Annotated in this window: 17 protein-coding genes and 1 tRNA gene; 12 read left to right on the top strand and 6 right to left on the bottom strand. The window is 53.5% G+C overall.

From position 1 onward, the window contains the following. Positions 1 to 22: 22 nt before the first annotated feature. From ACVDG4_RS19115 to ACVDG4_RS19090, 6 genes are all read left to right on the top strand, one after another. The gene (locus tag ACVDG4_RS19115; protein WP_447236269.1) at positions 23 to 1,759 is read left to right on the top strand and encodes an amidohydrolase; all 1,737 of its coding nucleotides are present in this window, start codon (positions 23 to 25) and stop codon (positions 1,757 to 1,759) included. Between the two features lie 51 nt (positions 1,760 to 1,810). Beyond that, positions 1,811 to 2,653, top strand: a complete 843-nt coding sequence (locus tag ACVDG4_RS19110) for an efflux RND transporter periplasmic adaptor subunit (RefSeq protein WP_447236268.1) — start codon at positions 1,811 to 1,813, stop codon at positions 2,651 to 2,653. 63 nt (positions 2,654 to 2,716) lie between these two features. Then, on the top strand, positions 2,717 to 4,333 hold the full coding sequence (locus tag ACVDG4_RS19105) for an MFS transporter (RefSeq protein ID WP_447236267.1): 1,617 nt from the start codon (positions 2,717 to 2,719) through the stop codon (positions 4,331 to 4,333). An 11-nt stretch (positions 4,334 to 4,344) separates the two neighbouring features. Continuing rightward, positions 4,345 to 4,797 (top strand): (2Fe-2S)-binding protein, encoded by a 453-nt coding sequence (locus ACVDG4_RS19100; protein WP_447236266.1) that lies wholly within the window; start codon positions 4,345 to 4,347, stop codon positions 4,795 to 4,797. Positions 4,798 to 4,799: 2 nt separating this feature from the next. Next, the gene (locus ACVDG4_RS19095; protein WP_447236265.1) at positions 4,800 to 6,998 is read left to right on the top strand and encodes a xanthine dehydrogenase family protein molybdopterin-binding subunit; all 2,199 of its coding nucleotides are present in this window, start codon (positions 4,800 to 4,802) and stop codon (positions 6,996 to 6,998) included. 338 nt (positions 6,999 to 7,336) lie between these two features. Next, positions 7,337 to 8,134, top strand: coding sequence for a helix-turn-helix domain-containing protein (locus ACVDG4_RS19090; protein ID WP_447236264.1), 798 nt, complete (start codon positions 7,337 to 7,339; stop codon positions 8,132 to 8,134). Positions 8,135 to 8,431: 297 nt separating this feature from the next. On the opposite strand, the gene ACVDG4_RS19085 is transcribed toward ACVDG4_RS19090, so the two are convergent. Continuing rightward, complete coding sequence (locus ACVDG4_RS19085; protein ID WP_447236263.1) at positions 8,432 to 9,346, bottom strand: restriction endonuclease; 915 nt, start codon at positions 9,344 to 9,346, stop codon at positions 8,432 to 8,434. A 264-nt stretch (positions 9,347 to 9,610) separates the two neighbouring features. Here ACVDG4_RS19085 and ACVDG4_RS19080 point away from each other — a divergent pair, with 264 nt between their 5' ends. From ACVDG4_RS19080 to ACVDG4_RS19070, 3 genes are all read left to right on the top strand, one after another. Continuing rightward, positions 9,611 to 11,494 carry a site-specific DNA-methyltransferase gene (locus ACVDG4_RS19080; protein WP_447236262.1) on the top strand — a complete coding sequence of 628 codons (1,884 nt, stop codon included), beginning with the start codon at positions 9,611 to 9,613 and terminating at the stop codon, positions 11,492 to 11,494. Beyond that, on the top strand, positions 11,491 to 14,025 hold the full coding sequence (locus tag ACVDG4_RS19075; RefSeq protein ID WP_447236261.1) for a DEAD/DEAH box helicase: 2,535 nt from the start codon (positions 11,491 to 11,493) through the stop codon (positions 14,023 to 14,025). The genes ACVDG4_RS19080 and ACVDG4_RS19075 overlap by 4 nt, the downstream gene beginning before the upstream one ends. Positions 14,026 to 14,473: 448 nt before the next feature. After that, positions 14,474 to 15,655 (top strand): hypothetical protein, encoded by a 1,182-nt coding sequence (locus ACVDG4_RS19070; RefSeq protein ID WP_447236260.1) that lies wholly within the window; start codon positions 14,474 to 14,476, stop codon positions 15,653 to 15,655. Between the two features lie 200 nt (positions 15,656 to 15,855). Here ACVDG4_RS19070 and ACVDG4_RS19065 read toward each other — a convergent pair whose 3' ends face one another. The 4 genes from ACVDG4_RS19065 to ACVDG4_RS19050 all read right to left on the bottom strand — a co-directional run bounded on the left by ACVDG4_RS19065 (position 15,856) and on the right by ACVDG4_RS19050 (position 21,015). Then, on the bottom strand, positions 15,856 to 16,512 hold the full coding sequence (locus ACVDG4_RS19065; RefSeq protein WP_447236259.1) for an HNH endonuclease: 657 nt from the start codon (positions 16,510 to 16,512) through the stop codon (positions 15,856 to 15,858). A 3-nt stretch (positions 16,513 to 16,515) separates the two neighbouring features. Then, positions 16,516 to 17,721 carry an AAA family ATPase gene (locus ACVDG4_RS19060; RefSeq protein WP_447236258.1) on the bottom strand — a complete coding sequence of 402 codons (1,206 nt, stop codon included), beginning with the start codon at positions 17,719 to 17,721 and terminating at the stop codon, positions 16,516 to 16,518. A 145-nt stretch (positions 17,722 to 17,866) separates the two neighbouring features. Then, positions 17,867 to 19,669: an ATP-binding protein gene (locus ACVDG4_RS19055; RefSeq protein WP_447236257.1), complete on the bottom strand. Its 1,803-nt coding sequence runs from the start codon at positions 19,667 to 19,669 to the stop codon at positions 17,867 to 17,869. Continuing rightward, positions 19,666 to 21,015, bottom strand: a complete 1,350-nt coding sequence (locus ACVDG4_RS19050; protein WP_447236256.1) for an SIR2 family protein — start codon at positions 21,013 to 21,015, stop codon at positions 19,666 to 19,668. Before ACVDG4_RS19050 ends, ACVDG4_RS19055 begins: the two co-directional genes overlap by 4 nt. 226 nt (positions 21,016 to 21,241) lie before the next feature. On the opposite strand from ACVDG4_RS19050, the gene ACVDG4_RS19045 reads away from it, so the two are divergent. From ACVDG4_RS19045 to ACVDG4_RS19035, 3 genes are read left to right on the top strand one after another with little or no spacing between them, the layout of a single operon-like run. Next, complete coding sequence (locus ACVDG4_RS19045) at positions 21,242 to 21,832, top strand: MerR family transcriptional regulator (RefSeq protein ID WP_447236255.1); 591 nt, start codon at positions 21,242 to 21,244, stop codon at positions 21,830 to 21,832. A gap of 41 nt (positions 21,833 to 21,873) precedes the next feature. After that, a complete protein-coding gene (locus tag ACVDG4_RS19040) occupies positions 21,874 to 22,080 on the top strand; it encodes a transcription factor iiib subunit (protein ID WP_447236254.1) in 207 nt (68 codons plus the stop codon). Further along, positions 22,064 to 23,152: a tyrosine-type recombinase/integrase gene (locus ACVDG4_RS19035; protein ID WP_447236253.1), complete on the top strand. Its 1,089-nt coding sequence runs from the start codon at positions 22,064 to 22,066 to the stop codon at positions 23,150 to 23,152. The genes ACVDG4_RS19040 and ACVDG4_RS19035 overlap by 17 nt, the downstream gene beginning before the upstream one ends. Here ACVDG4_RS19035 and ACVDG4_RS19030 read toward each other — a convergent pair. After that, positions 23,153 to 23,229 (bottom strand) — tRNA-Arg (locus ACVDG4_RS19030). Between the last annotated feature and the right edge of the window lie 242 nt (positions 23,230 to 23,471).

Genomic DNA, 23,471 nt, shown 5'->3' with positions numbered 1-23,471 from the left:
ATGACTTTCGAAAGGTGCGGTGATGGCCGATACGATCCTCTTTAACGGCAAGATCACGACGATGGATCCGGAACAACCGGAGGCAACTGCCGTCGCTCTCAAGGATGGATTGATCCTGGAGGTTGGCAGCGATGCCGATATCCTGCGGCTGAAGAGCGCCGGAACCGAGGTGATCGACCTGAATGGCCAACGTGTCATCCCCGGCCTGATCGACAGCCACACCCACATTATCCGTCAGGGAAACAATTTTGCCATGGAATTGCGCTGGGACCACGTGCCGTCTCTGGCCGATGGTCTGGCGATGCTCAAAGCCCAGGCGCAACGTACACCTGCAGGCCAATGGATCCGGGTGGTCGGCGGATGGTCGGCCGATCAGTTTGCTGAAAAGCGCCTTCCGACCATTGACGAAATCAATGCGGTTGCACCGGATGTGCCTGTCTACGTCCTGCATCTTTATGACCGGGCCTGGCTCAATAAAGCGGCGCTGCGTGCCCTTGGCATCGACAAGCATTTTTATGAACCATTCGTCTCTGGCCGTTTGGAGCGGGACGATCAGGGCAATCCCACGGGCCTGGCCATGGCGCGCCCGAATGCGCAGCCGCTTTATGCTTTGCTCGACATGGCGCCAAAGCTCGATTTTGAGCAGCAGATCACGTCGACCAAGCACTATTTTCGCGCACTGAACGGGCTTGGCCTGACCTCGGCACTCGACTGTGCCGGCGGCTTTTTGAATTACCCGGATGACTATGGCGTCATTTCGGAGTTGAACAAACGCGGCGAGCAGACCGTGCGCATTGGGTATCAACTGTTTGCGCAGCGGCCGCTGTTTGAGCTGGACGATTTCAAGCGCTGGAACGACATCGTCAAACCGGACCAGGGCAACGACTATCTAAAATGCGTCGGTGCGGGCGAAATGCTCGTGGCATCGGCCTACGATTTCGAAGACTTTTCCTACCCGCGCCCCGAATTGCCGAAACGCATGGAGGGGGATCTGCGGCCGGTACTGGAATTTCTCCTGGAGAACGGTTGGCCAATTCGCTTCCACTGCACTTACGAAGAGAGTGCACATCGCCTGCTGACAGTTTTGGAAGAGGTTGGTCGCGACAAAGGTCTTGAGGAGCTCAACTGGATTTTCGATCACGGTGAGACCATTTCCGAAAGCACCATGGAGTGGGTGGCGCGTCTGGGCGGCGGGATTTCCTATCAGAACCGCATCGCATTCCAGGCGACGGCTTATCGCGACCGCTATGGTGAAGCTGCACTGAATGATGTCATGCCGGTTAAGAAGATGATGGCCTCCGGTGCGCCGCTTGCGGCAGGCACCGACGCGACGCGGGTGTCGTCTTATAATCCGTGGCTCGCAATCCACTGGGCCGTGTCCGGAAAGGGCCGTGGCGGCGATATTATCTGGCAGGCCCAAAACCGTTTGTCGCGGCAGGATGCGCTTCAGCACTGGACTGCGGCTGGTGCATGGTTCAGCCGCGAGCAGGGCAAGAAAGGCCAGATCAAGGCCGGTCAGTTTGCCGATATTGCCGTTCTGGATCGTGACTATTTCGCGATCCCGGAGGACGAGATCATTGAAATTGAAGCTGATCTGACCTTCTCGGGCGGCAAGATCGTCCACGCCAAAGGTCCGTTTGCCGAACACGCTCCGGCCCCGCTTCCCGAACTGCCCGACTGGTCACCCGTCCCCGTCTTCGGTGCGCCAGGGGCGTCTAAAGGCCGGTTAAGCGGGTCGTCGCTTGTCGCTGCGGAATAGGCTTTCGGTGTGGGAGAGCAAAAAATCATGGCTGTTTTTCGGATGCATAGAATGGGAAAGGCTCGCGCTCTGCTACTGGCAGCGCTCTGCACCATTGTCTTTATGGTGTCTGCGGATGCTGAAACGCTCGAGTTCGATGGTCGGGTCGAGGCTGTTCATCAAGCGGACGTCTACAGCCGCGTCGAAGGGATCGTTGCCGAAGTACTGGTATCGCAAGGGGATTTTGTGGATGCAGGAACGGTACTTGCGCGACTGCAGCAAGATGTGCCGAGGCTGAAGGTTGCTGTGTCAGAAGCCAGGCTTGCGCGGGCGAATGCGCTGTCTGAGCAGGCCCACGGTAGGTTGGCGAGAATACAACGCCTTACGACATCCGGAACTGCATCAGATGTTGCACTTACGGAAGCGAAGACGGATCTCGTGTTGGCCGAGGCGGCTCAACGCGCCGAAAGCGCGGAGCTTTCACTTGCTCGTACGGCGCTCGACGATACCGTGATCCGAGCGCCAATAGCCGGCTTCGTTGAAGATCCAAGAGTTCGGGTGGGCGCGTTGTTGGAGTTCAGCTCCGGAGACCCACCGATCTTTCAAATCGTGGATTTGGACCCGGTTCGGATTGTCTACGAAGTTCCATACGAAATCCGGCTGCGCCAAATGAAGGATACCGGGGCTTCGACCGCGGACGAATTTCTTCAAAGTGTCCGTTTGCAAGTCATGACAACGGATGGGGAACTTCTCGCCCGCGGGCTTACTCCCACCGCGACAGCCGTCTGGGTGGAGCCTGATACTGGGACAATTCGCGTCTGGGCCACTCTGGAAAACAGTGCGGGGGTCCTGCGCCCGGGTATGCGGGTCCGTGTTTTGTCAGAGGTGATCAAAAGCGGATCGCCAACGCAGTAACCCGCTTCTGATCACCTAGAAAACAGAAGATCTCAAGCGTTTAACAGGAACAGGCCGCTTGCCATGTCAACACTCACTGATGCCAAACCGGTCGTATCCGCATGGTCACCATTTGGATATCGTGCTTTTGCGTTGCTCTGGGTCGCCACCTTGATCTCCAACATCGGCACCTGGATGCACGATGTCGGGGCAGGCTGGTTGATGACAACGCTGAATTCCAGCCCTGCAGTTGTAACGCTTGTGCAAGCGGCGACGACGCTGCCGTTTTTTCTGTTTGCTTTGCTGGCAGGTGCCTTGGCAGACCGGCTGGACAAACGGCGTATGCTGATCACGATCAACCTCGGGCTTTTCGGAGTAATTTCCGTGCTTGCCTTGCTTGTGTGGCAAGAGCAGATGACGCCCGTCTTGTTGATTGTGTTCACATTTGTGATCGGCTCCGGCGCGGCTTTTATGGCACCGGCCTGGCAGGCGGTCGTGCCGCAACTCATCCCGCGCGAGACACTCAAGCCAGCGATCGCACTTAACTCCATGGGTATCAACATCAGCCGGGCCATCGGGCCGGCGCTGGCCGGTCTCCTGATCGCCGGGGTTGGTCTGGCGGCACCTTTCGCACTGAATGCGGCCACACATCTGGTTATCATCGCGGCCCTTGTTTTCTGGCGGCCCGAAGCTGCACCCAAACGAACCCATCACGGATCTATACTATCCGAAATGGCGACTGGCTTGCGTCACGTTCGGTACAACGGCCCGATGCTCGCAACTCTGGTCCGTGCGGTCGCCTTCTTTGTGTTCGCATCGGCGTATTGGTCCCTGTTGCCGCTCATTGCTCGGGGCGTGGCTGACGGGGGATCAGAGCTCTACGGAATGCTTATGGCCTTGATCGGTGCGGGAGCTGTCACCGGCGCACTGGTTCTGCCGCGTTTGACGGGCAAACTGACATCCAATCAGACAGTGCAGCTCGGCACGCTGGGTACAGCGGCTGCCCTTGCAGTACTCGCATTGTCGGCAGAATCCTTCGCCCTGATGGCTGCGGCTTTCCTTGGTGGCCTCAGCTGGATTGCCGTGCTCACCTCGTTCAACGTGTCTGCCCAATTGGCATTGCCTGACTGGGTCCGTGCCCGTGGTCTCGCCGTTTTTCTGATGGGGTTTTTCGGGTCCATGGCCCTGGGGTCCATTCTGTGGGGACAGATTGCGACTGCGACTTCGGTACCGATCACGCTGCTTATTGCGGCGACAGGGTTGATTGCCGGAATGATCCTGACGCGCAAGGTGGAGGTCGGACAGGCAGAATCCCTGGACCTGTCTTCCGCCAACGTCTGGCCGCAGGCTCCAGCCTTGGATCCCGGCAGTTCGGTGGATCAGCCTGCCATGGTCACGGTTGAATACCGGATCGCCGAAGCGGATCGCGCCGGTTTTACAGCCGCCCTTCAAAACTTCGCGAAAGAACGCCTGCGCAATGGAGCCACGCGATGGGATCTACACCAGAGCGTGGAGGACCCGGAGATTTGGATCGAAAGCTTCCATCTGCCGAGTTGGGCCGAGCACCTGGAACAACACGCCCGCGTAACGCATCATGATGCTGACTTGCAGCAAAGCGTGCGCACATTCGATATCCGCGAAAGCGGTCCCGTGGTCCGGCATTTTGTCGTGCCCCAGGCCGCAACACCGCAGCCAATCTAGGAGATTTTGGAATGACAAAGTTTATCCTGAACGGTCGTCCCGTTGAGTACACCAATCCGCCTGAAGAAATGCTGCTACTGATCCTGCGCGATACGGCAAATCTGAAAGGGACCAAATACGGCTGCGGCGCAGCGATGTGCGGTGCCTGTACTGTCCACGTCGACGGAGAAGCCATGTTCTCTTGTCAAATGTCGCTTGCCGATGTTGAAGGGGCTGAGGTCACCACGATCGAGGGTCTGTCCGAAGATGGATCGCATCCCCTCCAGAAGGCCTGGGTCGACGAGCAGGTTCCCCAGTGCGGCTACTGCCAGTCCGGCCAGATCATGCGAGCGGCTGCCCTGCTTGCGGAAAACCCGCAGCCAAGCCGTGAGGAAATCGTCGACACGATGAGCGCGAACCTGTGCCGGTGCGGCACCTACAACCGCATCTTCAAAGCTGTTGAACGTGCTTCGAAGGAGGCTTGATCATGACCAAGGCGACAGAAGCTCTGAACATATCCCGCCGCGGCTTCGTGCAAATGGCCGCAGGCTTATCCTTTGCCATCGGCCTCGGCGGTGTTTCAGCGGTGCGCGCGGCCACCTCCACAGGAACGCCCCTGGATGTCAATCATTGGCTGACAATCCGGCCCGATGCCACGATTTCAATCGTTTTTCCGTCGACGGAAATGGGCCAAAGCAGCTATTCGACCCTGCCGCAAATCCTGGCAGAGGAACTGGATGCCAATTGGGATGATGTTGTTATCGAGCAGCTGAATGCCGATGACCGCCGGTTCGGCAACCCCCTGTTCGGCAATGTGCTTTATACGGCCGGCAGCACGGGCGTGCAGGCCTATTATGACCCGATGCGCCGCGCCGGTGCCCAAGCTCGCGATGTTCTTCTGCAGATCGCCGCGCGTGAGCTCGGCGTTTCAAAAGCAGAACTGCGGACCGAGCCGAGCGCCGTTGTGGCACCGGATGGCACCCGCCTTGGCTACGGCGAGCTGGTCGCCCGCGGTGCAGACGGCACGTCTGTCCCGGAAGCCGATGCGGTTACGCTCAAGGAGCGATCCGAGTTCCGGATCATCGGCCAAGATGTGCCGCGCCGTGATGTGGTGGCAAAGTCCACCGGCAAGGCGGTCTTTGCCATTGATGTGGATCTGCCGGACATGGCGTATGCTACGGTCTTGCGGGCCCCGGTGGAGGGCGAACGTCCCTTGACCATCAACGACACGGAAGCACGTACCGTCCCGGGGGTCCTGGATGTCGTCGCGCTGCCGGATGGCGTTTCGGTTGTTGCAGAGAGCTTGTGGAGTGCCCTTGGCGCCCGGTCCATGCTGGAGGTGACCTGGAGCGAAGACGCGCCAGCCCGTGCCTTCAACAGTGAAGAAACCCTCCGGCTCTACGCCGAAGCTGCTCAAGATCCCGAAGCTGAGCAGGCTGTATGGGCTGAAAAGGGGAATGCGCCGGAAGCCATAGCAGCTGCAAACCAGACCTATAGCCAGCTGTATCTCTCCGACTATGCCTATCATGCGCAGATCGAACCGATGGCTGCCGTTGCGAGTGTTGATGCGGACGGTCAGGGCGCCGAAGTCTGGGCCGGCACCCAAACACAATCCTGGACAACCCGCACGGTGATGGACGTCCTGGGTATCGAGCAAGACAAGGTGCGGCTCAACATGATGACCATGGGCGGCAGCTTCGGCCGGCGGACTGCCTTTGCCCAGGACTATGTGCGCGACGCCGTGCTCAGCTCAAAGGCGGTTGGACGTCCGGTGAAAGTCATCTGGACCCGGGAAGACGATGTGAAGAACGGCACATTCCGTCCCGCGGCGGCCCAAAGGCTTGAGGCAGGCCTCACCGCGGACGGCAAACTGGACGGCTGGCATCACAAGGTGGCAACGCCAACGGTTATCGGGTTCTTTAACCCGGTGCGCTGGGATGCGGTCAAGCCAAATGATGTGATCTCCATGCGCGGGGCTGAAAGCAAGTTCTACGGGATCAAGGATTTCCGGGCCGATCACATCATCACCCCGCGGCAGGCCCGTCTTGCCCCTTACCGGGGGATCGGGGCAGCCTACACGAGCTTTGCCGCCGAAGCCTTCATGGATGAACTCGCGGAGCAAGCGGGCCGCGATCCACTCGACTTCCGGATGGATCTTGTCGCCGAGAACCCGCGGGGCCGGCATCTTCTGGAAAAGGTCGCCGAGATGTCGAATTGGTCCAGTCAGGATGGCCGGGCCCTCGGGCTGTCCTTTGCGGGCTACAGCTCGTCGATGGCGGCAGGTGTTGCCGAGATAGAGGTGGATCAGTCCACCGGCGATATTGCCGTGAAACACTTCTGGGCCGCGGTCGACGCGGGCCTGATTGTCTCTCCGGACAATGCGCACAACCAGATCGAAGGCGGCATCATCTTCGGCATCTCGATGGCGCTGCGCGAAAAAATCGACCTTGAAAATGGCGAGGTCGTGCAGAACAACTATTGGGATTACGAAATTGCCCGGGCCAACCAGATCCCGCCGATTGAGATCTATATGGCCGAGGTTGATGCCCCGCCGGTTGGGGTGGGAGAAGTCGGCACGCCAATGGTGTCGGCCGCGATCGCCAATGCCTTCCACCGGGCAACCGGCCGACGCTTGCGGCACATGCCGTTCACGCCGGATCGTGTGCTGGAAACTATCAACGCATAGCTCAAGCTGGGCCTGAGTGTTGCTGAAAACATTTGCCGGGACTGTGCATCGTAGAAGGCGCGGTTCCGGCAAGTTCTGTTTGACACAGCCCTCCATGCAAATGCCAAGATTTGCGTTGGGGTCGAGACCTTTTGATATATGGACGTCTTTAACAATTTAATTGGAGATATGGCGCACCGGGGAGGATTCGAACCCCCGACCCCCAGATTCGTAGGCAGGCCCAGTCTGTTGATCTGACAAAATATTTTTGCAAAACGGCTTCGTTTGCACTCCAAAGAGATCAATACCTTAGCTTAGCGCTTGCAAACTCTTTCGCACACAAATTCTGCGAGGTTTAAATGCCTCTTCTACAGCAGAATGACATTCTTTTCGCGCACAAAGCTTTGGGGCTCATGCCGGACCTCTCGGCTGCAACCCGTCGGGTCGCAACGGCTATTGTCGATCATTTCAACAAGCGCACCGGCCAATGTGACCCCAGCATTGGGAGGCTCATGAAGCTTTTGAAGATTAGCCGGGCTGCTGTGATTAGGGCAACAAATGAGCTTGATACGTTGGGCTTGATCGAAAAGAAAAGCCATGGCGGCAAATCCCACCGTACAGCTTACTTGCCAAATTGGCCGATGTTCCGCGCCATTGTTAAAGACTGGGATGCGGGCATGAAGTCAGGAGTAGGACCAACACACAATCTTGAAACGGTCTCAGATTTGAGACCTTCAAAGTCTCAGTCCTGCGACCTTAGGGGTCTCAAAAATGAGACCCAAACCCATCTAAAGTACCCTTCAAATAAACCCATCGAACACTGTCGTGTTGATAAGCCTAGCACAAGCAATCCAAACCTAAGCAAGACGAAAGCACCCAAAGGGCTTCTGAAAAAGAAACAAGAGGTAATAGAGAAATACATATCACTACCACCTCAAGGAAGACAGTCTCTCACGCGTTCTGAAGTTTCCAGAGATAAGGCGCAACAACGCTGGGAGGGAGACATCATGAAGCAGCGGGAACCACAGAAGGTGGCAATTGTAGAATGGCTAACGGCGGAACGGATGGACAAAGCCACAGACGCCGAGATTGATCAACCTGGTGGCGGATTAACCTTTATTCTAGGCGAGATGAAAGAAGCGTTGGGTCATATCTAGTCACGCGGGTCCTTTCGAGCCATCGTGAGGACCACGGGGTCATTCGCCACCGTGGGATACTCGAGCACGTGGTGGCTGGCGACATGTCAGGATCATAGTCAGGGTCATGTTCAAAACCCTCAACACATATTTAGCAGCGCCTCACCTTGAGACGCTCGGGTCCTTTCAGGGCTTCTCTGTACCACGGGGTCATTCGCGACCGCAGGACTTGGGCACATACCATATGTTCCAAAGCGTTAGGATGATCTTTATGTTTATGTTCGCGGGCACTTGGTTTCAAAGTTGGCAGCAGTCAGTTCAAATGCCGTCGAACCAGCCCTTCTCGATAGTGACCTCCTCGATCATGCGGGTCTTCACGCCGAGATCATATTGCTTGAGAAGGTCACATAGCCGGTCGCCGTCAATCAGGTCGATCGCAATAGCGCCGTCACGGGTAGCTTCCTCAGAAGCCTGCCTGGTGAATGTTCCCGTCGTGATGAAAAGCCCCTTATCCGCCCGTCCCTGAAGTCCACCTCGGAAATCTCTGATTTCCTGAGCCCCGACGCTGCTTTTCCAGCGCTTACATTGAAACAGCACCTGGAACGAGACGAGATTGACGCGCAGAACGCCAAGGCCATCAATCCCGCCGTCCCCAGTTTTGCCTCGCACTTCGACCTTCGTGAAACCCGCCTCACGCAGAAGGCGTTGCGACAAGCGTTCGAATGCCGCGGGATCCATTGCCCGCAATGTCTCCAATAAGTTTGTTTTCCAATTGTCTAGTTCGCCACTATCAGAGACCGCGTCCGTAGTAATGGCCTCTACGGGTGTATCGGCCTTCTCTGCCTTCTTAGCTGCCCTGCGCTTTAGCCTCGCCCTTTCCCGCTCCTCATCGTTGACTTGTTTATGGATTACTCCTGTCTGTTCAAGCGTGGTGATGCTTTCTCCGAAGTCCGTTAGCGTCCATACACCTCGCGCGGAGTTTTCCAACGCTCCCCCGCGTTTCAGGAAAGTTCGAGCCCAGGATAGGTAGTAGTTGATCCTTGTTCGCGGATCATTTCCGGGCATCGTGTAGGACTGCTCGTCTTCGCTCAAACCTTCCAGTTCGATGACCTTTTCATCCAATTCATGAATGGACGCTGAGCCTCCAATTGCTTTTAGAGCTTCTACTGTTGCCAGCATCATACCCGGGAGATCCGGCAATCCTTCTTTCTCAATGGTAAATCGGCGTGTCATGAACAACCTCAAAAAACAAATTCTTGAGGTTGTTAAAGCAGCTTTTCACCACTAAGAGAAGGCATGCTCATTCCCGCTTTCTTTCCAATTTTCACAGGAATTGGCCTAACCAGCGTCTCACAGGTTCATTCAATCGCGACGGGGCGTTCAAAATTTTGTAGTTAAAAATGACTCGGCGAGCATGAAGGTTTTCCCGCAAACGATTTGAATTATTGCGTTCCATTGCTAGAGCCAACAACAAGAGATAAACGTCAAGAGGTTCTAATGTCCGGCAAATATGACGATCTTTCCAAGGCGCAATTGATTGAGCTCCTTGAAAAGCGGGATCGGACCAAGAAACTTGGCCTTATCTGGGAGCGCGATGAGATCGCGGCAGATCAGGCAATTGATGAGAATTTCATTACCTGCGAGATCATACCCGAGCTCTCGGACAAATCCGCTCCCTGGTCAAACCTGGTGATCGAGGGCGACAACTTCGATGCGCTGCGCTGGTTGCGAATGACGGTAGCGGGGCAGGTGAAATGCATCTACATCGACCCTCCATACAACACCGGAAACAAGGACTGGGTCTATAATGATCGGTACATGGATGCCGAAGATCGATTTCACCAGTCCACTTGGCTTGAATTCCTTTATCGCCGCTTCACGCTGGCCCGTGATCTTCTGGCCGAGGACGGTGTGATGCTTGTTTCGATCAATGACGAGCAGAGAGCGTTTCTCGAATTGATGATGCAGGAAGCCATGCCTGGAATGCGCATTGCGACGTTTACTTGGCGCACACGAACAGGCGGGAATGACGCAAAAGGCGCCTTTATTTCCGAAAACCACGAACATGTGCTGATATTTGGTAAATCAAATTTTCGCTTCGGCGGATACGAAAAAACCTTCGAAAAATACATCTACTGGGACGAAGATAAAAAAGACCATTTCCGTCTGAGCGACATTAGCCAGCCCAAGGACATGAATGAACGGGTCAACGGCTTCTATGCGATGTATGACCCCAAAACAGATACCTACTATCCGCCGAACCCACAACGGGTTTGGCCGTCGCCCTTCCCTAAAGGTTCAAAATACGACGCCACAGATTTCCCGGGCTTTATGCCAGTTTTTCCTGCAGATGCAGAAACCAAGGGCAAGCTTCCCGCTAAGGACCAGATTACCAAGTGGGTGAAACAGGGGCGTATTGTCTTCCCAAAAGAACAGCGAGTGGAAGTGTTCGATACAATGGACGCTCTCTTGGCTGCCATCGATAAAAATGAAGTACCACTCGCAAGAAAGACGAAGAAAATATGGCGAGATATGCCGCACTTAAAATTCTGGGTCGGCAAAAAAATCGGATACGGAATTCCACAATGGGTTCGTTATAAAAATGAACTCAAGAACGCAACGCAACCGGTCTCGTCATGGATAACGCCATTAGCAGAAACTGACACATTGCCCAGGGGCGTTGATACTGATCGCAACGCACATTTGGTAGCGGGATCCACCCAGGAAGGCACTACTGAAATTCAGGATATCTTTGGATCAAAAGCCTTCAACTATCCAAAACCAGTATCCCTCATCCGTGAACTCATACGTCAGTCGACCGGTCCTGGTGACATTGTACTCGACTTCTTCGCGGGTTCGGCAACGACAGCACAGGCTGTGATGGAACTGAATGCCGAGGATGGTGATGACCGTCGGTTTGTTATGGTGTCTTCCAGCGAAGCAACAGAGGAAGAGCCTGACAAAAATCTTTGCCGCGATGTGACCGCGGAGCGCATTCGGCGGCTAAATGCCAGTCAAGATACAAAATTTGCCGATCTCAACGCACCATTCGCTTATCTACGTACCAAAGAAATTGCCTTCGAGGATCTGGACTACGATCTTGAGCCAAAAGATGCTTGGATCGCCCTAGAAATCCTACATAAGTTACCGCTTACAACCTATGACGCTTCTGCCCCGTGGAATGCGCACGAGAGCGAAGACTTGATCCTAGTCATGGTGGACCGCTATGACGCCGCGTTGCTCGATTGGTTGGCCCAACGCGCCCGTAAGAACGTCTTTGTCTATGCTTGGGCGCCAGGCCAGCTTGCAAGCGAATTGGCTAGCGTAGACGTCGAGCTGCATTCTGTACGAGAAACGCTTGTGCGGAGCTTCCAGCAATGACCGGGGGGCGTTACGCATTAGCGAGATATCAGAGCCATGCAGTCGAAGCATTATCCAGCGTGGTCCGGAAAGTTGCAGAGTACCACGATGACCGCCCTTTGCATCGGACAGAGATAGCACTCAAAAGCGGAGTGACACTACTTCAAGCGCCAACCGGTTCAGGCAAAACACTGATTTTAGGGCGAACGTTGGAGGCGGTCCGAGCAGCGCTATCCCGACCAGTCGTGTGGTTCTGGTTTGCACCTTATTCTGGATTGGTGACGCAGACGCGTGATGCGATTGTCGAACAATGCGGCTCGCTAAGAGTACGGGATATTACAATTGACCGTGAACCCGTTGGCACACGGGACGGAGATGTCTTCGTGCAGACTTGGAGCGCGGTGGCGGCGAACAACAAGGACGCCCGAAAGGTGCGTCGCACTAAGGAAAGCGCATTGTCGCTCGACGACATGATTGAGAAGCTCCGCGATGACGGCTTCTTCGTCGGTGTGGTGATCGATGAAGCGCATTTGAATTTTGGCGCTTCGGCCATGGCGGCGGCGGATTTCTACTTAAACGCATTGAAGCCTGATTTCTCGATCCTTGCCACAGCAACCCCGAATGATGAAAAGCTGGAGGCATTCGAGGAAAAGGCCGGTATCGAAGTGGCCAGCCGCGTGATCGTCCCCCGGAGTAATGTTGTCGACGCCGGCCTTAATAAGAAGGGCCTAATGATGGGCGTGATCCGCATGAGCGAAGCGGACCGTGATCTTGTCGATCATGAACAAGCAACTCTCACTGCAGGTTGGACACAACACAAGCGTGTTAAGGCACGACTGGCTGAACTCGGCGTCGCTTTAACTCCACTGATGTTGGTTCAAGTAGAAGACCAGACAAAAGGTGGCGACGATCCCGTCGACCGTGTGCGGGAGAAACTGATCGAGATCGGTGTTCCCGATAGCGCTATAGCGACACACACATCTGGTCAGCCTGATCCGGACTTTCACACGCTAGCTTATGACCCTGATAAGGAGGTCTTAGTCTTTAAAGTCTCTGTAGCGACTGGGTTTGATGCTCCAAGGGCCTGGACCCTGGTGTCCGTGCGTCCAAACCGCGGCAAAGAGTTTGGTCTTCAGATTGTAGGACGTATTATGCGGGTACACCCGCTGATCCGCCCAACCCACGGACAGGATCCGCTTTTAGACCGCGGTTACGTTTTCCTCACGGACCCGGAAATGCAGACCGGTCTGGATGCTGCCGTTGAAGAAGTGAAGGCAGTACGGCAAAGCATTGAACTGATCACGGATCGACTGGATGTGGTCGAGTTTGGCAATGTTACTCAGCCACTCGAGCTATCAGATTTTGTGAAGACAAGCCCCTACACACCACCGCCAGTCACATCAGACGATCGACAGTCACGCCTTGCCAACTTGATAGAAGAAGGGATCGTTCCAGAAAGCGTCTCCGGTCTCTCCGTTGCGAAGCAGGATCAGGCTATCAAGGCCGGTGAGAGCCTGCGAGCACTCTCAGCAACACCGCTATTCGGCGAACTGCCGGAAGACCAGAAACGAGACAGCATAGTTCTTCCGCCAGTTAGCAAGGCAGATAAAACCTATCGGCTCCGGAGGGAGCTCAGTCTTCCAAAAGGACTGTGGCGGGAGCTTCCTCCCGATCCAACCCAAATGAACGACCTTATTGACGACATCGCTCGAGAGTTTTGCGGAAACTCCGAAATGATGTCGCTTTTGACGAAAAAAAACACGAAAGCGTCAATGAGCCTTCGGGATCTGTTCATTGATAATTCTGAAGAAGAAGTGGATTTGCGCTTAAGGCTTTCGAACGCGCGTGTGGCAAACAAGGCCCAACTGGCCTTCAATTTCAACGATTCGATCGACCCGCGGCTGCTAAAGCGCGCGCTTGTGGAGGAATTAAAACGACGAGCGGATGACAACGGCTTCGAGGCAACAGAAAACGATTTCCGGCGCGCAATTGATTTGGCGGTTATGAAAGAACCGGAAAAACTGAAAAACGCTATGAAGATAGCGCAGGGGAGGAATGTTCGCCTTTCGGATGCCGAACCAATACCTGAAGATTATTTTGGCCCTGAAGGTCTCGACGTTGCAATCAAGTCAGCGTACGGCGTATTCCCGGATCGACTGAACAAGGAAGAGCGAGCGCTTGCCGAGATGCTCGACGAAGATAAATCCGGAACCGTGGAATGGTGGTTGCGCAATCCAGAGAACGCCCGATGGGCGACGCGTCTCTTGCTGCCAAGCGGAAAAAACTTTTTCCCGGATTTCGTTGTGGGAGTGAAGGGTCGAAGTACGCCTAACTCAATTGCGCTTATCGAAATCAAAGATGATGGCGAGACTGGGCGGCTCCAGTCGGACCGTAATCTTGAGAAAATTCGAGTTCAGCACCGAAAATACAATAAGGTATTTTGGACCTACAGATTGCCGGTTGGAATTTGGGTCAAAGCAGAATACTCGGAAGGCCTGAACCGGATTGTCGACCGAGACAAGTATGATGTGGTGCAAATGGTCTATGATTGACTTGAATGCGTTGTTTTCACTCTGAGAGAGGCACTCAATTTTCATAAAACAGGACTTTCAAAAGGTTTAATCGTTGGCGGTCAGTCTTCACGCTTTCGTTTCGAGAGGCGCAAATAAGGGTGAAATGCTATTTCATCATCGCCATGAGGACGGCACATACATAGTCTCAAAAACACCATTTGAAGACGATTACATTCACATTAGCAATCCAAATGACATTTTGAGCTGGCTCGAAAAAGGGTATCGGCTTCGGATGTCAAATCCGAGTAAGGGGATCATTGCAACCAGTCTGATCCGCCCTGAGGCGATTTTCCGGCCAGCAAAATATAATCTCCGATTTGACTTTTCTTGCTCCGGATTTGGCATCCTGGTTCCAGAATCATCCACTAATCAAGAACCTACACCAGTAGCAAGATCGTACTCCTTTCCTGAAATATTGGCGTAATAGATGGCCCACTATATTTCTCGCAAAGCGCTCTATGACCTGGTCTGGTCTGAACCGCTCAAAATCCTCGCGCCCAAGTTCGATGTCTCCGACGTTTCGCTTCGAAAGGCTTGCCAAAGAGCTATGGTTCCGACGCCGGACAGGGGACATTGGGCTAAGAAGGCCGCCGGGAAACGCACTGTAAAGATTCCCCTTGCGCCACGCCCTCCAGGAATGAGCCATGAGGTGACGATTGGCGGAAATCAATACAACTATCGCTACATCACTCCAGAGGAGCATAGGGGTCCCCTTCCCCCGTCGCCGACATTTCCAGAACCGATCGAGCAAATTCGTGCTCGGATCGAACGCACAATCGGGAAGGTAAAAGCGCCAAAACAGATTAGTGCCTGGCACCCGGCCATCAAACACTATTTCAACGCTGACGAGAAAAGGCGAACCAAGCTAGCGGAAAGCCGGTTTATGGCCTCTTGGTATGAACCGCTGTTTGACAATTCCATCGAACAGCGCCGGTTTCGCTTCTTGAACAGCCTGTTTTTTGCCGTCTCAAAGTTCCACGGAAAACCGACTATTCGCGGTACGGCCGCTCGAGAAATCCAACTCGTGTTCCACAAACAGGCAGTGTCCGTGAAACTGGACCGTCCAGGCGTAGCGTGCACCGACGAATATAGTCTGAGGAAAGCGACAAAAAACCAGGAGAAACGCTTAAGATTCGACCTTGGATTCCATGGTCCTGAGGCTACTCCCCACAAGACTTGGGTTGATAACGCGGATGGCAAGCTCGAAAGTTATCTTACCGAAATCGCTATTGAAGTCGTTCTCTATGCTGAAACGCAATATCGTGCTCAGGCGTTGAGCCATTACGATTGGCGGAAGAAACGTAAAGCACAAATTGAAGAAGAAGACCGCCAGAGAGCAATAGCGGCAGTCAAGGCTGAAGAGGAACGCCTTGAACGCCTCAAGCAGGAACGGATCGACAGCCTGCTTTCTGACGCTAACGCCTACCGCAAAGCCGCGGAGATACGCGCCTATGCTGAAGCAGTCTCGCAAGCGATCGAAAGCGGCGAAACTGCCGTCGATCAAGAAAGCCTAATCGAATGGCGAAACTGGGCGCTGAATGTGGCTGACGAGATAGATCCCGTGAATACTCAAAGTTTCCTAAAGACAATGGAGCGGTTGCGTGGATAGAGCAATTAGCTGGATATTGCACCTGGCGTCAAAAAACACGGTCTGGCGATAAGCGCGCACTCAGTCTATCGCTATCGCTCGATTCCCTTTCGACGGTTCGCCGCTGTTGTGCCAAAGCTACCCTTCACCAAACGGTGTCGTATGTTATTCCAAGCGGATAACGTGAGACTTACGAGAGTCCTCTCAAGTTACCGCGAGTGCTACTGCCCGTACTGGTCAGCAAGCGCTTGGACCTCGAGTGCACCTTTACTCAAATTCTCGGATTTATGCACGCCCTGAGCATCATCGAAGCTACCTACTTCTAAGCCTCTCAAATTAAAGTAATCATATGTGAAGGCGCCCTTAGGGCTATCGGGCGATACCGTGTACTTAACGATCACCGTGTCGTTTGCTTCAACTGACGAGCGCTCGAGGTGCTCGCTATACAGGTCGAAATTCGGGTGAATGAACCTGTAGTTATCCGCTTCCACTAGCGCTGCGACATTGCCTGGCGCAACCACGAAATCAGATTTATTCTTCTTATACTCCATGTTGCAGCGCTTGCAGGCGATCCCGAGATTCCACATCGTGTACGATAGCGAGCGATACTCCGGAATCGACTTGGGCAGAACATGTTCACGATCAGTCATAAACGGACCCGCACCTTGTAAATTCACCCGGCAGTAGCAACATCTGCTCCGGTGACGTGATAAATGATAGTCACGGATCTTTTCCTTAGCAGCGGTAATTGCTGCCTGCTTGGCGCCACCTGGTTGCCAACCCCATGGGTCAGCAGTAGTCAACGCCTCAGTTATCGCTGATTGCTCATTTTCATCTAAACTGAACATCGCGAGTGCTGGTAGGTAACGGTCGGCCATGGTCTACGTCAGTCTGTTCTCAGCACTCTCGATTTTGTCGAGAAGTTTCTTCACGGCGTCGAAGAAGTCCCTTTGGCGTTCATCGAAGCTCTCTGCCTCCATGCTCTGGATCAGCAGAAGGACATTATCTTTTGAGACTTCCCCCTTCTCGAAAAGTGATACTTGATCAACGATCTGTTCGCTCACGAAATGGTTGGCAGGGGTCACTACCTCGAAAGCCCTCCAAAGGATTTCCTCAATGCTACTCGGCGACCTTCGGTCCACCTCCAGCGCGAGAAACTTCGGAACTCCATCTCGTACCTCGAAAACTGACACTAAATCTGGATTACTGGCGAGTGCCCCTGTAACCACAAGCGGGGCATGTGTTGCAACGAATATTGAAGCATTGCGAAAACTCATCGCAGCAAGAATTTTCTCAATGTATTCTCGTTGCCAACTTGGGTGAAGACTGTTCTCTGGCTCATCAATTATTATGATTGGGTCATCACCGGTGTTCGTGATTAGATAGAGCAGTGACGATATCAGGAATAGTTGGCCAGAACTTGCTAGCTCCATTTCTATTTCTTCCTCGCGGCTCCTTCGGAGGAACACTTTGATATCGCGAATTGCGTCTAATCGCCGAAGCAGAGCCTCCAATTTGAGAACAGCCCCAAACTCACTCAGACGACTGAACTTAAATCCGCCTTCGCGTGCATCCAACCAAAACCTATTGCCAGGTGAGAGCCGCTGTAGAAAAGACATCGCCGTATCAAGAGAATTGTCCTCCATCATAGAATTGAAGCGTCTTGGTATTTTCGCAGTCTCATACTGAGAACGAATCTCATAGCGAAGGTCATCGGCGCTGTAAAATCGACGTTCACCAAGCACCACCTCAAAGCCAAAACGTGCTTCGTAGCCACAATATTCCAAAATTGAACTAATTTGAAAAAAGGCTGAGCCAGTTTCACTAAGAGAATTGGCGACAGCTTTTTTCACTACATTTTTGGGTGACTGGTCACTCCGGCTAGCCGAAATCCGCTTGATGCTGCGTAGCCCTACAAACCGATCGTGTCGCGTATTGCATATGATCGCCACGTTGCGATGCTTCTTGTAATGCATTGCAATTTCACGAAGCGCCGAACTCTTTCCCGAACCGTTCGGTCCGACAAGAATTGAGACCGCTTCGCGCACGTCATTTTCTGCCAGGTCAAGGTCGCCCAGTGTCATCATGCGATAGCACCACTGTCGAATTGATCATACGTCACCCCTCACCTCTCCCCATCAACAACATTGGCATCCCGCAGACTGGCAGCAGGAAGTAGATTTCTCCCCGATTTTCATCCAGTCAGTGGGATCAATTTTCTAAAAAGATATCCTAGTCAAACACGTCAAGAGCATCACCCCCCCAGAACTCCTGATACTTTGGGCCATGGCTTTCCGGTTGCTGGCCCTTTTCCGGTTTACTCATCAAAATCGGAAGCGGTGCAGGCAGATCTGGACCGACGACGATGGCCTCGCCCTGCGCAAGCGAGGGGATGAACGCCGCTGCACTCTTGTCGAGATCACCGCACGCCTTTTCTATGGTTTCCCGGTCGCGTTCGTTTGTCAGCCGATGCACAAAAAGCGTACCAAGCTGGCTCAAAACATCTTGAGGCACATCACGTGGCCGCTGAGTGGCAATCACCGTAGTGAGGCCATACTTCCGACCTTCTTTTGCTATCAAACCAAAGGCGTCGAGTTGGACGCGGTTCTGTTCTTCGCCAACTGACCTATTCATGAATTGATGAGCTTCATCAAGGATGCAGACTACTGGATTTTCTACGAAAACTCGACCTCGTGCTAGATTTAGGAGATGTCGCCCAATCGCGTTTAACAACAATTCTCGCGCACCATGCTTGAAACTTACACGCTCGAACGAAAGCACCATCGCTCTTGCTTCGTCATCTGCTATGAAATTGTCAATCTTTTCGCAAATGTCCTCTCCATCAGCAGAAAAAAGGCACGAGAGTTCCGATGACTTTAGATATGTTTCGAGCCTTACAATCATCGAGTTGCAGTAACCGAGCATATTTTCCCTAAAGCGGCCAAATCTGCCACTTGCGCCTGTAACTTCGATGCATTCGTTTCGTATCTGCCTCGAGAGCAAATCGAGATCGAAATCGCACAAGTCAGAATTAATTTCATCTGATAGCAATAGTTCCGCGTATCCGAACGCTGTTCTGCTCTGATTTTCTTTGACTATTGTCCCGCGCCCCTCGACTAAAACGTACCCCCTAGGCGTTTGACCGGTTTGGATAAGAATGTTCCGATCTTCGGTTCCCTCAATCAGCTCAGGTCGGAATTTGTCAGGGTTCGCCATCAGGGCTTGTGATAGTCTCAAGCTCTTTATTGCTGCCCGCAGCGTCGGCCCTTGGCTTTGACCAGTAGGCGTTAGCAGAGCGTTCAAGTCCATTTCGGACAATTTCCTGCTCGGAAAATGTGCTCGTTCCGGGTCTTCTGCCATAGTACTGCCAAAGGCATATTCCCACGCATTGGGAACCTTCCCAACAAATTCTCCGGTCGGATCAAACAAGATGCACTTTCCGCCCATCCGAACTACCTCATTCGCTAAGCGGGAGACCGTCCAGCTTTTTCCTCCGCCCGTTGCGCCAAATACACCGCAGTGTCTGCCGAAGAGTTTTTCGGGCGGAATACTGATTTCGGCATCCTCCAGGCCGGATAGCTGGCCTAGCTGGATCATCAGTAAGCCACCGTCTCGCTTCGTGTCACCTCTCAGTGCATCCTTGATCGAGGTGGATAAGGCGCTGCCTTCGGCAAGGTACACGCCATCCCCAACGCGTGGCTGAGTGCTAATACCGCGCGACACTTTCCTGCTGGTCTTGCTGACAGTGGCAAGTAATTGGACCCGCCCATTTGGTTCGACAACTGCCTCCTGTTCAATTTGTTGCTCTAGTCCGGGTCTTTGCCTTTCAGGGATACCCACCTCAGTGATCCGACCAAGAACGGTCTCGCGATCACAATCCACGAAAACGAAATCGCCAACTGCTCCCCTTGCCAACCCTCGCCGACCAGAAGCCGCGAGAGCATTGGGGAGTGTCAAGTCTACTGTATTAGCTGTTACACGTGTGACAGTGCCGATGCGTTTAGCAGTGTCGATTAACGAGGCGGGTTCGGTCATGCCTCACCCTCGCCAAGTCTATTGAGTCGTTCTTGCAGGAGCTGGCGATCCGTTTTCCCCGAGATCTCGGGAAAGGCATGGGCCAGATCCTCGAAGCGGCCATTCAGGATCGTGATCCGGCCATCCCCTTGTTGGACCAATTGGATAATCTTCTTCTGATAGGCACGCTGAATACGCAAATCGAGGTCGATTTCGTGGCAATCGAGCACTTCGAGAAGTTCCGATTGAACAAATCCCCGATCACAAATTATCACCCGTAACGATAGGTTCGTCTCGATGGCAGACCATATCGGTGCGCTGATATGATCGTCGGCAAAGCCGAAACCCGAAACGATTAGCGTAGTATCAGGCTCCCGCAGCGCGGCTTGAAGTGCGGCGAACATGTCGAGGTACGGGGTTTCGAATGCCTCCTGATACTTGGTTGAACGGGGATAGATCAGCACGGGCAACAGATCATGTGCCGGTTTAGCCTGACTTCGAGTAACGATCCCATCCGCTCCCCGCCGCCAATCAACAGAGCCATGGAGTTTGTGCAGGTGGAACACCCCATCGAGATAATCCGCTTTAGTGCTAGATGCCGCGCGGCGCACAATATCATGTTGGAAATGGTCGCGATTGAAACGCTGCACAGCGGTGTGCGAGAAACCGTCGATCAGCACCACGCCTAAACGGCTTGCTGCTGTTTCGATACAGAGATCATAGTTTGTCGTAAATAGTTTGACGCGGGGCTTTTCTGGAGAGCGGCGCGCCAACTTGCGGACAAATGCCATGTGTGCCGGGAGGTCGGTTTCTGGTTTGACGAAATCAACCTTGTCAAGAATTACAACCTCAGCCACACGGACGAACTCAATCAGTTCTTCCATCCAGGCTTTTTCGGAGAATGCTGAATCATGCTTCTCTCGCACTTTCAAAAGTTCGATTTGCATCTTGCACAAGCTCAGAAGACTTTCGATGTCTCCAGCCTTCTGACGACCATTCTGCTCGTTCTCTGGGAGGCCACCCATGACCTTGCCTGCGAGTTCATCGAACCCAACTCGATCTAATATCTTTTGCGCATTAACAGCATCACGGACTGCATGCCAAAGGCTTCCCATGCTGGGTGCATCGGCTACCCCTCCGTTCTTCGCACAGAATGATGCGCCAGACCCCAGAAGAACCACAACATTGGTCGCGTGCAAAGCATTGGTCAGATTACCTTCAACCTGGTCGCGGCACCCGGGAATGCGCTTGGTTGCGGCATCTTCTGAGTCAGCTTCCTTATCCATCCACGATAGCCATTTCCCTTCGCGAGTGAGCAAGCGCAAAAGCTCCTTTTCTCCTTCCAGATATTTATCCCAAAAATCCATAATCTGCCTCACTCACCATCTCTTGGTTATTTCCACTATGGGTTGACGAGTGAGTCGGATCAACTCCGTCCAGGTATCGAGAATTCGATCACATTTGGATTTCCAATCCTTCACTGGATAGTCATGCTGAGGTGCGTCTACTTTCGATTTCAAATCAGCCATTTCAATTAAACCTCAAATGAGTTTCTTACTTGACTCTTTCAAAACCTCATGCGAGGCTTTGAAAATGATACAGAGACTCAACATTGACGCTCCCGAATTCACCCAAGCGGAGGTTGTTCACATCACGGGAGTGAGCGCGAAAACGCTTCAGAATTGGACGGATCCGTCCAGAAAAATTCTTCGACTGAGCCAGGGAAATGTCGGAAAGGGAAGGCGGCGGCTTTATTCACCGCTGGACATGATGGCGCTGACACTGATTACGCAGTTGGGCGTGCTTGGCATCTCACCAAATGTCGTGTCGCGATTGTTCTACGATGAAGGAAGCTCTGTTTCAGAGTGGTTCCAGCTAGCGGCGAGAAACTTAAGTCGAGAGCACATTTGCCGCGTTTACTTCGGTGAAAATGGTCTATGCGCGGAGCTCGTTAGCTCGCAAGAGCAGAACAAGAAATATGTCTATGAGCAAGATAATGGACCACCACGAGGGTATGCTTTCGTTCAAGCAACACTGACCGGTGTTGCGAAATTTGTCCTTTATGGAGTTGCCGAAATGTCATTTGAGCAAACGCCAGATGGGGCTCCTTCGGCGAGGGATAATACCATCTTCGAAATCCGCGAAGAACTGCGGGCAATGAAAATAAAGGAACAGCAAGCTTAAGTACTGCGTGATGCTTGCCAGTGCACGGGAAACCGAAAAAGATGGCGGATCGTAACGGAATAATACCACCCGGCAAAGCCGCAGGTCTCCTCAAGGCAATTAAAACTGCAGGCTATAGCAACGCCCGGATTATCCATCATCCAGATGGCCGCATCGAACTCGTTGGTGAAGATCAGCCCAGCCTTCCATCACAGGAGGCGCGCTCTCCTTTCGAAGCCTGGGAGGCTGAGAATGCGAACAAGACTTAGAGGCATCAACGTCATCAGACGGAAACTCGCCACCGGCGAAGTTCGCACCTACTATTATCACCGCGCCACGAACACCCGACTGCAAGGCCAGCCTGGCTCGGCTGAATTTCTTGCCTCTATCGCCACTGCTGCCGAAAGCGCACGATGTCGCGACAGCGGCACATTAGCCGGGCTCATCAGAGATTTTCAAAAGACTTCGCGATGGCGGCGTTTGGCTGCCTCCACGCAAAGCGAGTACCGACGGATCTTCCAGTTCTGGGAAGACAAGTTCGGCACCTGCCCTCATCCCGCGCTTGAGGACAAGGCGTTCCGCCGAGCCGTCATCAAATGGCACGACCACTTCTCGGAAGACAAACCACGAGAGGCGGACAATAGGGTGACGGTTTTGGCCCGCGTTCTTTCATGGGCAGCGAAGGACGGCCCACTTAAGGTCAATGTGCTCGATGGTTTTGAGCGTGCATACCAAGGTGATCGCTCCGAGAAGATCTGGCTTCCCGAACATGTGGATGCATTTCTTCGTGTCGCCAGCCCCCAAATGAAACTAGCGATGGTTCTCGCCCTACACACAGGACAACGACAGGGCGACATTCTTCAAATGGCCTGGAGCAATTATGACGGCGAGCGAATCTCGCTCCGCCAGGGGAAATCACGGCGCGGCAAGGTCGAGGGACGATTGATCACTCTCAAGTGCACCCAAGCTTTGAAAGAGACACTGGATCACCTCCCCAAAAACTCAACACTCATTCTGACGACCAAGACCGGCAAGGCATTCAAGAAGCGTTACTTCGCTCTTCACTGGGAGAAGACGTGTAAGGAAGCTGGGATTGAAGATCTGAACTTCCACGACATCCGCGGAACGACCGTAACGATGTTGTTTCAGGCGGGCTGCAACTTGGGAGAGATCGTCTCCATCACCGGTCACTCATTACGACGAGCGCAGGACATTCTCGACAAATATCTAGCCCGCACATCGACCATGGCCGACAACGCAATAGCAAAGTTTGAGAACGTTCTGGAAACCGATTTTGCAAAACGGAGTGCAAAACAGGGAAGGCAAAACCATGCTAAGTGATGGCGCACCGGGGAGGATTCGAACCCCCGACCCCCAGATTCGTAGTCTGGTGCTCTATCCAGCTGAGCTACCGGTGCTTAAGAACAAAGCCTGTAAGATCATGAAGCGATCTGCTTTATGGCTGTTCAGTCTGCGGGGCGCTGTGTGCCCCGGACAGGGCGCTTATCTACTGCGGACTGACGGGGGATGCAAGCGCCTTTTTGAACTTTTTTTGAAAGTCACACCAAGTTGTCTCTTCGCCCGCAGTTTTCCGGGAAACCGGCTCCAACTCTGCACAAGCACTGCTTGAACGCTGCGCTTTGTGTTGGCTCATGCCGGT

The sequence above is a fragment of the Roseibium sp. MB-4 genome (assembly GCF_053005265.1).
The sequence above is the reverse complement of the archived record's forward strand: the minus strand, read 5'-3'. Positions and strand labels throughout refer to the sequence as shown.

Coding starts and splice junctions, on each gene's coding strand:
- ACVDG4_RS19095 (WP_447236265.1), top strand. CDS start 4,800: ATGACCAAGGCGACAGAAGCTCTGAACATATCCCGCCGCGGCTTCGTG.
- ACVDG4_RS19075 (WP_447236261.1), top strand. CDS start 11,491: ATGACCGGGGGGCGTTACGCATTAGCGAGATATCAGAGCCATGCAGTC.
- ACVDG4_RS19070 (WP_447236260.1), top strand. CDS start 14,474: ATGGCCCACTATATTTCTCGCAAAGCGCTCTATGACCTGGTCTGGTCT.
- ACVDG4_RS19055 (WP_447236257.1), bottom strand. CDS start 19,669: ATGACCGAACCCGCCTCGTTAATCGACACTGCTAAACGCATCGGCACT.
- ACVDG4_RS19080 (WP_447236262.1), top strand. CDS start 9,611: ATGTCCGGCAAATATGACGATCTTTCCAAGGCGCAATTGATTGAGCTC.
- ACVDG4_RS19085 (WP_447236263.1), bottom strand. CDS start 9,346: ATGACACGCCGATTTACCATTGAGAAAGAAGGATTGCCGGATCTCCCG.
- ACVDG4_RS19050 (WP_447236256.1), bottom strand. CDS start 21,015: ATGGATTTTTGGGATAAATATCTGGAAGGAGAAAAGGAGCTTTTGCGC.
- ACVDG4_RS19045 (WP_447236255.1), top strand. CDS start 21,242: ATGATACAGAGACTCAACATTGACGCTCCCGAATTCACCCAAGCGGAG.
- ACVDG4_RS19060 (WP_447236258.1), bottom strand. CDS start 17,721: ATGATGACACTGGGCGACCTTGACCTGGCAGAAAATGACGTGCGCGAA.
- ACVDG4_RS19065 (WP_447236259.1), bottom strand. CDS start 16,512: ATGGCCGACCGTTACCTACCAGCACTCGCGATGTTCAGTTTAGATGAA.
- ACVDG4_RS19115 (WP_447236269.1), top strand. CDS start 23: ATGGCCGATACGATCCTCTTTAACGGCAAGATCACGACGATGGATCCG.
- ACVDG4_RS19105 (WP_447236267.1), top strand. CDS start 2,717: ATGTCAACACTCACTGATGCCAAACCGGTCGTATCCGCATGGTCACCA.
- ACVDG4_RS19100 (WP_447236266.1), top strand. CDS start 4,345: ATGACAAAGTTTATCCTGAACGGTCGTCCCGTTGAGTACACCAATCCG.
- ACVDG4_RS19035 (WP_447236253.1), top strand. CDS start 22,064: ATGCGAACAAGACTTAGAGGCATCAACGTCATCAGACGGAAACTCGCC.
- ACVDG4_RS19110 (WP_447236268.1), top strand. CDS start 1,811: ATGGGAAAGGCTCGCGCTCTGCTACTGGCAGCGCTCTGCACCATTGTC.
- ACVDG4_RS19090 (WP_447236264.1), top strand. CDS start 7,337: ATGCCTCTTCTACAGCAGAATGACATTCTTTTCGCGCACAAAGCTTTG.
- ACVDG4_RS19040 (WP_447236254.1), top strand. CDS start 21,874: ATGGCGGATCGTAACGGAATAATACCACCCGGCAAAGCCGCAGGTCTC.